Source organism: Alteromonas sp. LMIT006 (assembly GCF_024300645.1).
GTDB classification, from domain to species: domain Bacteria; phylum Pseudomonadota; class Gammaproteobacteria; order Enterobacterales; family Alteromonadaceae; genus Opacimonas; species Opacimonas immobilis.
Genome location: NZ_CP101291.1, coordinates 1614816 through 1628359 on the forward strand (window position 1 = coordinate 1614816; position 13544 = coordinate 1628359).

Consider the following 13544-nt stretch of genomic DNA (forward strand, 5'->3'; position numbering starts at 1 on the left):
GCTGAGATGTAAATAGGATAATGGATAAAAGCTCTGCAATGCAGAGCTTTATCCGTTCATTTCATCCGTTCAAATCACCTTAGGCTTGGTGTTTTTACCGAATCCAGAAGGGCTAGTGACTATTCGGTATACCCACTTAAACGGTTTGTTCAAGTCTTGCAAAATCAAATACAAACACGGTACGAGCACCAAGGTGACTAGGGTGGCATACATTACAGCGAAGCCTAGTCCGACGGCCATAGGGATCACGAAGGAGGCTTGTAAGCTGGTTTCGAACATGATGGGCAAGACTCCACAGAACGTCGTGATTGAGGTCAGCGTAATGGCACGGAAGCGCGCACAGCCTGCCTCTACGACGGCTTCTTTGATGGCCGTGCCTTGTCTGCGACGTTGATTAATGAAATCCGTCATGACCAAGGAGTCATTGATCACAACCCCTGCAGCGGCGATCAGACCAAACGTCGACATCATGGACAAATCCAATCCTAATAAGAAATGGCCCCATATCGCCCCAGTCATCGAAAACGGGATCACCGACATGATGATCAGAGGTTGCCCATAACTTTTGAGCGGTACGGCGAGTAAGATATAGACCAATATCATCCCGGCAACAAAAAACATGATCTGTTCGTTTTGTTGCGCTTGTTGCTCTTCGATGCTGCCACCAAGTTCGGTACGGACGTTAGGGAATCGCTCGAAAAGCTGAGGCAATAACTCATCTTTGATTTGTTTCACCACTTCATTAGGTTCGACTTGTTCCTCATCAATCGCGCCCCAAACATATACAGAACGGTAGCCTGATTCACGACGAATATACGATACGCCTTCGGTTTCTATGAGTTCCACCACATCGCCGAGCATCACTTCTCCGCCACGCGGGGTTGTGATCAAAGTGTATTTAAGATCGGAGAAGCGTTCACGCGTGAGTTGTGGATAGCGCACCATGACTTTGACTTCTTCGCCGTTGCGAATGATCCGTTGCGCTTCTCCGCCATAGAAGCTTAAGCCCACTTGGCGAGCAATGCTCGACAGATCTAAACCCAGTTGCTCAGCCACAGGCAACAACCGCATTTGGATTTCTTTGTTGGCAGGATCAATAGTTGAGCTGATATCGAACAAGCCTTTTTGCTGTTGCAATAGCTCGATAAAGTAACGACCTGCGGCATTGAGAGTAGGGATATCTGCACCATATATAGCGTATCCAAATTCACCATCCTGACCGCCGCCATTGACGTCATCTTGAATACTCAATGATTTCATGCCAGCAATTTCGGGCATGGCTTCTCGCCAGCGACGCGCCAGTTCAAAAGTGTCAATTGGGCGCAGCTCTTCATCGACCAGTGGGATCACTAAGCGACCATCGGTACGTCCTTGATTAAACGCGAGTAAATCACGGATCATCTTTTGTCCGTACTCTTTTTCGATTTGAGTATCGACGTCTAACACGACTTGCTCAATGGTTTTGATGGCATTCACTGTCGTGGCATCTGAAACGGTCTCACTCATCTCAATGCGGATCGAGGGAAAATCATGTGGCACCTTGGGGTTCGGTACCATACGCACATAGTTGGCTTGAACCAGGCCAAAGCTGATCAGCAAAATCGCGGTAAACGCCGCAAACACCGACCAGCGCCAATGCGTACAACGCTCAATAAAACGCTTGTATTTACCATTAATGAAACCAAAGTACACGCCATTAAATTTGTGGCGCCAGCTGGTTTCTTTGAGTGGTTTGAAGTGGGTGTGTGCAATATGCGCCGGCAAAATCAATTTCGACTCAATCAAACTAAAGGCCAAACATAAGATCACTACGACAGCAATATTAAAGAAGAACGCGCCTTCTGGGCCGGACGACATAACAAACGGCGCAAACACCGCCATCGTCGTTAACACCCCAAATGTGGCCGGGGTCGCCACGCGTTTGGCACCACGCACAACCGTATTCACACCGCCGCCGTCTTGTTCAATTTCAGTGTAGGCGGATTCTCCTATGACGATGGCATCATCGACCACAATTCCCAGCACCATGATGAACGCAAATAACGATAAAATATTAATGGTGACACCAAACACCGGCATCATCATGGCTGCGCCTAAGAAACAGACTGGTAAGCCGACCATGACCCAAAAGGCGAGTTTAAAGCGCAAAAACAAGGTGAGCATTAACGCAACCAGAATTGCCCCTTGCACCAAGTTTCCTAACATCATGTCCAGTCGCGCATTGAGATAATAGGTCATGTCTACAAGGATCTTGATTTGCATGCCTGAGGGGAGTTCTGAGTTTTTCTTTTCGATATACGCTTTGACGCTTTCTGCGACTGGGATCGTATCTTGGGTTTTGGTGGCTTTAACCGACATAAAAATTGCATTATCACCCGAGTAGCTAAAATAGCGCTCGCCTTCGGTGAAGCCATCTTTGATGGTGGCGACTTCTTTGAGTAGCACTCGACCCCCATTATGGCCGATCACCACTGGGATGTTGCGAAACTCTTCGCCGTTGTACATTTGTTCTTCAACTCGAACGGCGATGGTGCCGCCGTCGGTGCGAACTTGACCAGCTGAGAAGTTCGCAGAATAGCGTCGTACTGCATTTAAGACATCATTAATGGTTAGATTGTACTGACGCAAAGTATCCGGTAAAACTTCAATGGCAATTTCATCTTGCGGTGCACTGACGCTGGCAAGGGACACATTCTGCAGTTGCAGAAGTTCGTTTTCGATTTGCAAAGCAACGGGTTTGAGTTTTTCTAATGGATAATCACCCACTAAAGACATCTCAATCACGTCTTGCTGGAACTCGGCTTGGGTCACCTGAATCGGCTCCATATCTGCCGGAAAGGTACCGATACTGTCAACCCGAGTACGGATTTTGTCTAACACCACATTGATGTCTTCACCCTCGCGAATGCGTAAGCTGATGCGGCCACCGTTGCGAAACGAGCGTGAAATACTTTGTTTGACTTCGGTAATATCTTTAATCGCTTCTTCGATTTTGATTAAAATACTTTCTTCAATTTCACGAGGAGCCGCGCCTGGATAGGTGGCTTGAATGTTGATCCAGTTAATTTCGATGTTCGGAAACATCTGGCGTTGAATGGTGTTGTAACTGACTAAGCCCATAACAATGATAAACACCATCATCAAATTGGCAGCCACTGGATTGTTGGCAAAAAAGGCTATTAAACCGGTTTCTTTTTGGTATACCGGCTCTGAGGCTTGGGTGGGTGAATTAGGTAAATCGCTCATGAGAACTCCTTACTCACTTTGACTATCAGACGCGGTTGGGGTGGCCACGACTTCATTTTTGTCATTGGTGATCTTGACTTCCATCCCATCGAGTGGGTACTCAGGCAAGGTCATGACGACTTTATCATTTGGCTCTAGGCCGGAATCAATGTAAAAATACTTGCCTTCTTCACGCAACACGGTTACGTTTTTGATGCGTAATTTGTTCTCGTTATCCACCACCCAAACACGGCGATTATTGACTAACGTTTGCGGCAGTTTATACACATTTTCAATCGTAATACCCTTGAATTGCACATCGACGAAGGTACCGAATTTAAGTGGCTCAGCATCGCTTATTAGCCCGTATGGATCATTGATTTCGACCACTAACTGACTCATGCGTGTGTTGCTATCAACGATCCCCAAATCCCGGGTTATACTGCCTTTGCGAGTGGTTTTATCAATGTTTCTCGCATGCAAAGTGGCATTCGCACCAACGATATTGTCTGGTAAAAATACCGCATCAAATCCCGCTACTGGAAACACCAATTCAGCGGTTTCAATGTTATTTAAGCGCGCGACTTCAATGCCGCGATTCACAAACTGACCGACGCCAATATTGCGCATGATGATCAAGGCATCATATGGTGCTCTCACCGTGGTGTCATTGAGATCGCGTTGCGCTAACTTGAGACGAGCTTGCGCGGATTTAACCGCAGCTTGGGCACTTAATAACTGAGGTTTGCGCAAATACAAATCAGTGACGTTGACTTTGGGCAAGTTCTTCGCTTCGCGTTTGGCGACATTAGCGCGAGCCTGCTCTTCGATCAAAGCGGCTTGGGCGCGGGATAGTTCTGATTCCGCTTGCCATACAGCGGCTTCATAAGCGTCTTTTTCGATGGTAAACAATACATCACCGCGCTTAACCAATCCGCCTGCAACAAAATTAGGATGCAAGCTCTCGACTTCACCAGACACCTGCGCCGAGAGAGCGGTGGATTCTTTGGGCTTGATTTCGCCGTTGCCACTGATAATAACCGTGTGGTCGGTCGGCTGGATCGCTTGATAGCTAATGTTGGGACGTGTATCGACGGGCTTTTTTTCTTCGCTGTCTTGTGCGGTCGCTTTGATCCCTAACATACCCGCAATGCCAACCACGAGAATCGCAATGGGCATGCCGATTTTGATAAGTAAACTCTTGCGAGTGCCGTTTGCAGATGTCTGTGAAGATGCGTTCGAGATGGACATGTGTTTACCTTAAAAATTTTGACAGGATAAGCATAACTGAACTAATTGTCAGTTTGTGTCAGCAAATGTAACAATCTGTTCGATCCTCACGTCATATTTGACATAGCAAGTGCCAGATATGGCATAACTGCATGGGATGATTTTTATCATTACATTAACTTCATTTATATCAATCACTTACGGTTAACTATTTTATGGCATATAGATTGCTATTGTTATCATGTTACAAAGCAATTATGTCAAAATCGGAGAAAAAAATGAAATGTAGAATGATGTTCTTATTAGGTGCCATGACATCGCTCATCAATTGTGGTGGGAATCATAACACGGTCCCAACGCCGTTGGCTTCAACCAATCAAAATCAAAGCCAACAAACCGCCAACACGAACCCATTGTCAGCTCAACTTTCGCAACTGCCCTTAGGGACACTTTCTCCACTTGAGACAGAGGGGTTAGTGCTGATGAGAGAAGAGGAAAAACTCGCGCACGATGTATACCTGTCGTTATTCGAACTATATGGTACACCTATTTTTAAAAATATCGGTGACAGTGAACAAACGCATACCGATGCGGTGGCACAATTGCTGATTCGGTACGGCATTGACGATCCTGTACAAAACACGGCAATCGGTGCCTTTACCAATGATGAATTTACGTATTTATACAATGGATTTGTGCAATCGGGTGATGTATCCGAATTAGAGGCTTTGTATGTTGGTATAGAAATCGAAGAATTGGATATTTATGATATTGACCGGCTGAGTCAGGATGTGTATGACAATGATGATATCTTATTGGTATATAGCAATTTGATAAAAGGGTCCAGAAATCATCTGCGAGCTTTTTACAAACAAATTCAAAACAACCAAGGCAGCTACACACCGAAATACATTTCACAGTCATTATTTGATGAAATCGTTAATTCACCGGTTGAAAAAAATTAGACTTGTGTGCGTAGTCCATCCCCAGTAAACAAGGCAGCGAAGCGCTGCCTGATTACGTCGAGTAGGACTGAGTCGAATCAGTAGTTCGCATTACCCGGTGTGCGTGGGAAGGGGATCACATCACGCACATTCTGCATACCTGTGACATAGGCAACCAGTCGTTCGAAGCCCAAACCGAAACCTGCGTGAGGTACGGTACCATAGCGACGCAAGTCACGATACCAGCTGTAATCTTCTTTGCTCAGTCCCATTTCTGCTAAACGCGCATCAAAGACATCCAAACGCTCTTCCCGTTGAGAGCCACCAATGATTTCACCAATCCCTGGCGCCAAGACATCCATCGCGGCAACGGTTTTACCGTCATCGTTTAGGCGCATGTAAAATGCTTTAATGTCTTTGGGATAATTTTGCATGATGATCGGCGCACCAACGTGCTCTTCTGCCAAATAGCGCTCGTGCTCTGATGACAAATCAATGCCCCAAGAAACAGGGAATTCAAAGTCCTTGCCACAGTTTTCCAAAATCGTGATCGCATCGGTGTAATCCATGCGCACAAAATCTTGTTCGATGACTTTCTCTAAGCGGGAGATGGCGTCTTTATTGATGCGCTGAGCAAAAAACGCCATATCGTCGGCGCGTTCTTCTAATACCGCTTTGAATACATATTTCAGCATGTCTTCGGCCAGACCGGCGATGGTATTCAAATCGGCAAACGCGACTTCTGGCTCAACCATCCAAAACTCGGCCAAATGGCGCGACGTATTGGAGTTCTCGGCACGGAAAGTGGGGCCAAAGGTATATACTTTGGACATCGCTGTACAATAAGTTTCGACGTTGAGCTGACCCGATACGGTCAGGAAGGTCTCTTTGCCAAAAAAGTCTTCCGAATAGTCCACTTCGCCTTTGTCATCGCGTGGAATGTTCATCATGTCCAAGGTTGAGACGCGGAACATTTCACCGGCACCTTCAGTATCTGAAGCGGTTAGGATCGGTGTTGAGATCCACATATAGCCACGCTCATGGAAGAAACGGTGCACGGCTTGGCTCAAACAGTTGCGCACTCGTGTCACTGCGCCAATGACATTGGTACGAGGGCGAAGGTGTGCATGTTCGCGAAGGTATTCAATCGAATGGCGTTTGGCCGCCATAGGGTAGGTGTCTGGGTTTTCGACCCAACCGATCACGCGAATGTCGTTGGCCTCAAGCTCAAGCGCTTGGCCTTGCCCTTCGGAGGCTTTGACGGTGGCATCCACTTCTAATGAACAGCCCGCAGTTAATCGAGTGACTTCATCGTAATTGGCGAGGGTATTGAGGGCAATGACTTGTACGGGATCAAAACAGCTGCCATCGTGCAATGCAACGAAAGACAAACCAGCTTTAGAATCGCGTCGGGTGCGCACCCAACCTTTTACGGTGACCGTATCACCGATTGCATAAGTACCGTTTAGTACATCAGTCACTGCGGCATACGCCATAGTTAATTACTCCTAAATTTTTGCTTGCGCGGGATTATACGCATATTGAAAGCGAATGCCCAATAAAAACTAAATTTGCACCCCAGTATATATCGCATCACATAAGGCTTTAATGTGCTCTGGTTCACTGATAAACGGCGGCATGATGTACACTAATTTGCCAAAAGGGCGGATCCACACGCCTTGTTGCACAAAATGCGCTTGGATTTTGGCCACATCTACGGGGGTTTTGGTTTCTACCACACCAATTGCACCCAAAATCCGGACATCAGCGACCTGAGGTAACTCAGCGCACCGGGGTAAATAGGCCTGAAGGGCCTGTTCAATTTGCGCCACCTGTGCCTGCCATGCTCCGCTGGCGATAAGTTCTAGCGACGCCGAGGCCACAGCACAAGCCAAAGGATTGCCCATATACGTCGGGCCATGCATAAACACTCCGGGGGCGCCTTGGCACACCCCTAAGGCCACATCTTCGGTGCACAAGGTCGCAGCCATGGTCATATACCCGCCTGTCAGGGCTTTACCCAGACACAAAATATCAGGGGTAATGCCAGCGTGTTCGCAGGCAAATAACTTCCCAGTACGTCCAAAGCCCGTGGCGATTTCATCGGCGATCAACAAAATATTATACTCATCGCATAGTTGTCTTACTCGACGCACATACTCAGGGTGATACAGGCGCATCCCACCAGCACCTTGTACGACGGGCTCCAATATAATGGCGGCGATTTCGTGATGATGATCATTGAGTGTATCAACAAGAGGGGCTAGCTCATCTTCGTTCCACGTTTGGCCAAAACGGGTTTGTGGCGCGGGCACAAAAATTTGCTCAGCGAGCACATTTTTAAATAACGAGTGCATGCCATTGATGGGATCACACACCGACATGGCCGCAAACGTATCACCGTGATAGCCATTGCGCGGCGAGAGAATTTTGTGTTTGTGTGGCTGACCTTGGCAGGCAAAATATTGCAACGCCATCTTAATGGCGACTTCAACCGATACGGATCCTGAGTCGGCAAAAAATACGCGATTTAACCCCTCAGGTACCATAGCCAATAACTGTTTAGCCAGTTTAATGGCTGGCTCATGGGTCAAACCACCAAACATAATATGCGAAAACTCATCGACCTGACGCTTCACTGCGGCATTGATATGTGGGTGGTTGTAACCGTGGATCGCCGCCCACCACGATGACATCCCATCGATGAGCATCTCCCCACTGGCAAGGGTGATATGCACGCCATCGGTTTTGCTCACCTCATAGCAAGGCAATGGCTCAGTTGCCGAGGTATAGGGGTGCCAGATGTGGGCTTTGTCGTAATCGATGTTGTTCATTTGGTTGTTTTTTATACATAGGTCAACTTCGTATGTTTTATTAAGTTGACAAGTTGAAGCATGTGCATAGACTAAGCGTTAACTACGATTAAGTAAAGACTGCAAAAGTAACCAAGATGAACGCGCAAATTCCCCAGGCCCCTGATCAAATTAGACACAATTGGACGCAAAGCGAAGTAGACGCTTTGTTTGCATTGCCTTTTAACGATTTATTATTCCAAGCACAAACGGTACATCGTACGCATTTTGACCCAAATCACGTGCAAGTCAGCACCTTGTTATCGATTAAAACCGGTGCGTGCCCAGAAGACTGTAAATACTGCCCGCAAAGTGCGCGGTATGACACCGGTTTAGAAAAAGAACGTTTGTTGGAAATTGAAAAAGTCATCGAGCGCGCGAAAGAAGCAAAGGCAGCCGGCTCGACCCGTTTTTGTATGGGGGCGGCGTGGCGCAATCCCAAAGATCGCGATATGCCGTATGTTGTGGATATGGTCAAACAAGTCAAAGCGATGGGCATGGAAACCTGTATGACGTTGGGCATGCTCACGCGCGACCAAGCCTTAATGCTCAAGCAAGCGGGCCTGGATTATTACAACCATAATCTAGATACGTCTCCAGAATACTACGGCGATATCATTACCACGCGTACCTATCAAGACCGTTTAGACACACTGCAAAATGTGCGCGATGCCGGCATGAATGTGTGCAGTGGCGGGATTGTCGGCATGGGCGAGTCAGCACAAGACCGCTCGGGCTTGTTGATGGCACTGGCCAATCTTGAACGCCACCCAGAGAGTGTACCGATTAATATGCTGGTCAAAGTCAAAGGCACACCGCTTGATAAGGTGGACGACTTGGATGGCTTTGAGTTTATTCGCACCATCGCGGTGGCGCGCATCATGATGCCCAAATCCTATGTGCGGTTATCCGCAGGGCGTGAGGCGATGAACGAGCAGATGCAGGCGCTGTGTTTTATGGCGGGCGCAAATTCGATTTTTTATGGGTGCAAACTGCTCACCACATCAAACCCAGAATCTCACGCGGATGTTCAGCTATTCAAAAAGCTCGGGATTAATCGCGAAATGACCAAATCGTTTTCGGATGAAGCGTACGAAGCGGCGTTAGCCGATGAAATCTCAGCGCAAGCTCAAGCAGAGTTGTATACCGAAGTGAAATAATGGATATGTCTGATTCGTTTGCAAAGCGTTTCCGCGCAGCGCTCGCCAAAAAAGCACAAGAAGACTTACTGCGTACTCGTCGTATTGTCGAGGATGATTACGCTGGTGTGCTCAATGTCGATGGCAAGGCGTATTTGAATTTTGCCGCAAACGATTATTTGGGACTGCGTTTTGATGAGCGTGTATTGCAACCGTTTGTCGAAGGTCTGTCAAAATATGGCGCAGGCTCTGGCGCATCGCCACTGGTCACCGGTCATAGTATTGAGCATGCGCGCTTGGAAGCTTGGTTAGCTGAAAAGCTTGGCCGCGAAGCGGTGTTGTTGTTCTCTTCTGGCTTTGCAGCCAATCACGCCTTGTGCCAAGCGCTGTTACAAAAAAACGATGTGGTGGTAAGCGATAAACTGATGCATGCTTCGTTTATTGAGGGCGCCATGGTCAGTGAGGCGCACTTAAAACGCTTCGCCCACAACGATATCGCACATGCGAGGACGTTACTAGACGGGATTGATTCAAGTCATGCGGTGTTGCTTGCGTCAGAAGGCGTCTTCAGCATGGATGGTGATACTGCTCCAGTGGCTGATTTAGTTTCGCTCGCACATGAGAGTAACGCCATGTTGATGCTTGATGATGCGCATGCATTAGGAGTGTTAGGTGACAGAGGCCTTGGCAGTGTCGATGCGTTTAATTTAACACAAGACGATTGTCCGGTATTGATGGGCACCTTTGGTAAAGCGGTGGGCACATCCGGAGCGTTTATTGCCGGTTCACATGAGTTGATTGATTATCTGGTCAATCACGCCAAACACTATATTTATTCTACCGCGATGAGCGCGGCCAATGCGCGGGCGACGTTGGCCAGTCTTGAGTTGATTGTAGCCGGTGAGCAGCGGACTCGTTTATTCGCTAATATCGCCCGTTTTCGTGACGGTGTGGCGCGTCACGGGTTACCTGTTTTGGCTTCCAATACTGCTATTCAGCCGTTTATTATCGGTTCTGCCGATGGCGTGTTACAGGCATCCGACTATCTTCGTTCATTGGGGGTGTGGGTCGGCGCCATTCGCTCGCCTACCGTACCTAAAGGCTCCGACCGCTTGCGTATTACCTTATCCGCGGTGCATTGTGATAAAGACATCGATGCGCTGATTGATGCCTTGTGTTTGCTAAGAGAGCAAGAATGGGGGTAGTCAATACATCGCCCACGGTGGATAAAATGCGTGTGGCCGAACAGTTTTCACGCCATGCCTCAGAGTATGTTAAACAAGCAAAAGTTCAGCACCGCATTGCGGTTGAAGGCTTGGCTCGAGCATCAAAATGGTTTGCTGGCCGTGGTGAGTGTGTTGTCGACTTAGGGTGCGGGGTAGGGCACAACTTAGATGCGTTGAGTGAGTACGCTGAAAAAGTCATTGGGGTCGATATTGCCACTGGTATGGTGGCTAATAATGTCTCTTCGCATCTTATTGTACAAAGCGATTTTGACGAGTTGAGTTTACCAAATGCATCGGTCGATTTTGTATTTTCATCAATGGCCTTGCAATGGTCGAATTCTCCGATGCGAGTTTTGAGTCATATTCATCGCATTTTAAAGCCAGGTGGCCGAGCCATGTGTGCCATTATGGTGTCGCCAAGTTTTGTGCGGTTGCATGAGGCGTTTACCGCTGCGGGCTTACCAGGACGGATCAATGAATTTGCAGCGAGCTCAGCATGGCACAGTGAGTTATTCAGTGAGTGTCAGTTGGACGAGCAAGTGTTTGTTGATGAGTTTGACGATTTTCGTGCGATGATGGGCTCAATTAAAGAGATTGGGGCGAGTACCGTGATAAGTCAAGCCGATGTGTCTCCAATAGGTCGTGCTCAATATGAACACATTATCGATGGTTTAGAAGGTGATTACAGTCTGGATTATCGCGTGTGTTTTTTGTCTTTAGTTAAGTAGAGGGTATGAGAATTATGCAGGCGTTTTTTGTCACTGGCACGGATACGGATGTAGGCAAAACCGTCATCAGTGCGGGTCTTATGTTGGCGCTGACACAACATGGTCATTCTGTGATTGGACACAAGCCCATTTCGGCTGGGTGCGAGCTGGTTATTGAAGATGGGGAAGCCGGCTTACACAATGAAGATGCCTTGGCGTTGATGGCGCAAGCATCGGTTCAACTGCCCTATGAATGGGTCAATCCCATTGCGTTTGCACAGCCAATTGCCCCGCACATCGCAGCAGACATGGCGCATCAGGCAATCGATACAGCGGTATTGGATGAGGCGTTGGCGCGTTTACAGCAAGTCGATGCAGATGTTTTGTTGGTCGAAGGCGCGGGCGGTTGGGCGTTGCCCATTGGCAATGGCAAGCTGTTGTCTGAGTGGGTGGCCAAGCATCAATTACCCGTTGTGATCGTGGTAGCGTTGCGTCTGGGGTGTCTCAATCATGCGTTGTTAACCTATCAGGCGGTCAAAGCCAGTGGCTGTGACGTATTGGGTTGGGTGGCGAATGATTTTTGTGACCAGCCGTTTGCGCAAGAGAATATCAAAACACTCAAATCCATGTTGGATGCGCCGTGTTTGGGTGTGGTGGGTAAGGTGTCGAGAGCAGAAGAAGTCGCGGCGCAATTGGATGTGAAGGCTTTGGGTTAGAGCCAGTTACTTTTTTAAGCTTTTACAAATTCTAATTAGCTCCAATGGCTCGTATACTGGGAGCTGAATACCTTTATAGTCCTTTGGGTTTCGCGTGACAATACCATCGGCTTTGCTGCACATACCCGAATATACTTGAACTGCATCTTCGAAGTCCTTTAGTTCTGAATGTAGTGCTAAGTCTATGACTTTAGAATCAACAGATGATAGTTCGAAAATTGTAAGTAACTTTTCAATACTTGAGCGAGCGTGTTTTCGATTGTAAGTTTTTGATATTAAGTAATCTAAAGTGGTGACAGTTGTTGCACACAAGAATCCTCTTAAACGTCCTTGCTCAACAAAACTTATTAATGTCGAAGAGTTTTTTACAAATTCATCACGTTCAAGCAGGACATCGAGCACGATGTTTGTATCAAATAAGATTTTCACAAATATTTGCTTTCAAGGTGTTTTTTGTAGTCATCAACTGTCAGTTTCACTTTTTTAGAAGAACCAACAAGAGAGCGTGTAATTGGTGCGAGTTCTTGCTTTTCTTCTTCGCTTTGAATTGCTGCAAAGTAATTAGCAACCACATGCGAAAGTGAGACACCATTATGCTGAGCATACCTTTTTGCAGAATCAATAAGTCGTTCTTCTAATCTTAATGTTAGCTTGGACTGCATAACACCTCCTTAAAAAATGACGTATAAATTTATATATAATTATACGTCTAACTACGTAAAGTGCAATAATGTAAACACAAACTTTTCATTTAAGCGTCTCCGATCAGAGGAGTTTTGCAAATACCCCAAAAAAATTAAAGATAAAGATGACTCAAGTCACTTCCTTTAGACACAACCGTTTTCTCAGCGTTCAAAAACTGAATCCCATCTTCAATATCAGCCAATTCCAATGATTCTCCATGCAATATCAACGCACTGCCTTCGCGTATGCCAATGATGGGAATGTGCGGATGCAACAAACTAAACTCCATGAGCCGTTGGTCACGCGTTTCACCGTGAAAATCCTTTGGATGCTCATCGGTATAATGCGGGTTGAGTTGGAATGGGACAAAACCCAGGGCGTTGAATGAGGGTGGTTCGATGATCGGCATGTCATTGGTGGTGCGAATGGTGGCACCGCAGATATTGGAGCCTGCGCTCCAACCAATGTATGGCGTACCGGTTTTGACCGCTTCTTGAATGGGCGCTATTAAGCCTTGGGTTTGTAACTGATACAACAGATGAAACGTATTGCCGCCACCAACCAGTATGGCTTCAGCGTCTTTAACAGCTTGAATTGGGTCGCTGAAGGTATGGATCCCGACAACCTGATACTCGGGCAGTGCTTGTTGTACCATCGCCGTGTAGTCGTCATAAGAGATGCTGACCCCGGCAAAGGGAACGAATAAGAGCCGTTTGCGATCCCCAAGGTGACGGTCAATGAGATCACGATTTGGGGCTAGGTATTCTGAATTATGAGCGCGGGAGCTAGAAAGCATTAGTACGTGCATGGTGAAATATCTT

At 47.2% G+C, this 13544-nt stretch carries 12 protein-coding genes; 5 read left to right on the top strand and 7 right to left on the bottom strand.

Annotated elements, in window-relative coordinates:
• Positions 1-69: 69 nt before the first annotated feature.
• A complete protein-coding gene (locus NLG07_RS07565) occupies positions 70-3246 on the bottom strand; it encodes an efflux RND transporter permease subunit (protein WP_254854867.1) in 3177 nt (1058 codons plus the stop codon).
• 9 nt (positions 3247-3255) lie between these two features.
• Entirely contained in the window at positions 3256-4476 is a 1221-nt protein-coding gene (locus NLG07_RS07570; RefSeq protein WP_368501239.1) for an efflux RND transporter periplasmic adaptor subunit, read from the bottom strand.
• A gap of 257 nt (positions 4477-4733) precedes the next feature.
• Between NLG07_RS07570 and NLG07_RS07575 the strand changes: the two genes are divergently transcribed.
• Positions 4734-5420, top strand: coding sequence for a DUF2202 domain-containing protein (locus NLG07_RS07575; RefSeq protein ID WP_254854868.1), 687 nt, complete (start codon positions 4734-4736; stop codon positions 5418-5420).
• Between the two features lie 77 nt (positions 5421-5497).
• Here NLG07_RS07575 and asnS read toward each other — a convergent pair whose 3' ends face one another.
• Both asnS and bioA read right to left on the bottom strand, forming a co-directional pair.
• On the bottom strand, positions 5498-6895 hold the full coding sequence (gene asnS / locus NLG07_RS07580) for an asparagine--tRNA ligase (protein WP_254854869.1): 1398 nt from the start codon (positions 6893-6895) through the stop codon (positions 5498-5500).
• Positions 6896-6964: 69 nt separating this feature from the next.
• Complete coding sequence (gene bioA, locus NLG07_RS07585; protein ID WP_254854870.1) at positions 6965-8233, bottom strand: adenosylmethionine--8-amino-7-oxononanoate transaminase; 1269 nt, start codon at positions 8231-8233, stop codon at positions 6965-6967.
• 116 nt (positions 8234-8349) lie between these two features.
• Here bioA and bioB point away from each other — a divergent pair, with 116 nt between their 5' ends.
• From bioB to bioD, 4 genes are read left to right on the top strand one after another with little or no spacing between them, the layout of a single operon-like run.
• Positions 8350-9411 (top strand): biotin synthase BioB, encoded by a 1062-nt coding sequence (bioB, locus tag NLG07_RS07590; RefSeq protein ID WP_254854871.1) that lies wholly within the window; start codon positions 8350-8352, stop codon positions 9409-9411.
• Between the two features lie 5 nt (positions 9412-9416).
• Positions 9417-10595, top strand: coding sequence for an 8-amino-7-oxononanoate synthase (locus NLG07_RS07595; RefSeq protein WP_254854872.1), 1179 nt, complete (start codon positions 9417-9419; stop codon positions 10593-10595).
• Complete coding sequence (locus NLG07_RS07600) at positions 10586-11344, top strand: methyltransferase domain-containing protein (protein WP_254854873.1); 759 nt, start codon at positions 10586-10588, stop codon at positions 11342-11344. Before NLG07_RS07595 ends, NLG07_RS07600 begins: the two co-directional genes overlap by 10 nt.
• Before the next feature lie 5 nt (positions 11345-11349).
• On the top strand, positions 11350-12039 hold the full coding sequence (bioD, locus tag NLG07_RS07605; protein WP_254854874.1) for a dethiobiotin synthase: 690 nt from the start codon (positions 11350-11352) through the stop codon (positions 12037-12039).
• 6 nt (positions 12040-12045) lie between these two features.
• On the opposite strand, the gene NLG07_RS07610 is transcribed toward bioD, so the two are convergent.
• The 3 genes from NLG07_RS07610 to pepE all read right to left on the bottom strand — a co-directional run bounded on the left by NLG07_RS07610 (position 12046) and on the right by pepE (position 13531).
• Complete coding sequence (locus NLG07_RS07610; RefSeq protein ID WP_254854875.1) at positions 12046-12468, bottom strand: PIN domain-containing protein; 423 nt, start codon at positions 12466-12468, stop codon at positions 12046-12048.
• Positions 12465-12701 (bottom strand): DUF6364 family protein, encoded by a 237-nt coding sequence (locus tag NLG07_RS07615; protein WP_254854876.1) that lies wholly within the window; start codon positions 12699-12701, stop codon positions 12465-12467. Before NLG07_RS07615 ends, NLG07_RS07610 begins: the two co-directional genes overlap by 4 nt.
• Positions 12702-12835: 134 nt before the next feature.
• Positions 12836-13531: a dipeptidase PepE gene (gene pepE / locus NLG07_RS07620; protein ID WP_254854877.1), complete on the bottom strand. Its 696-nt coding sequence runs from the start codon at positions 13529-13531 to the stop codon at positions 12836-12838.
• Positions 13532-13544 lie beyond the last annotated feature (13 nt).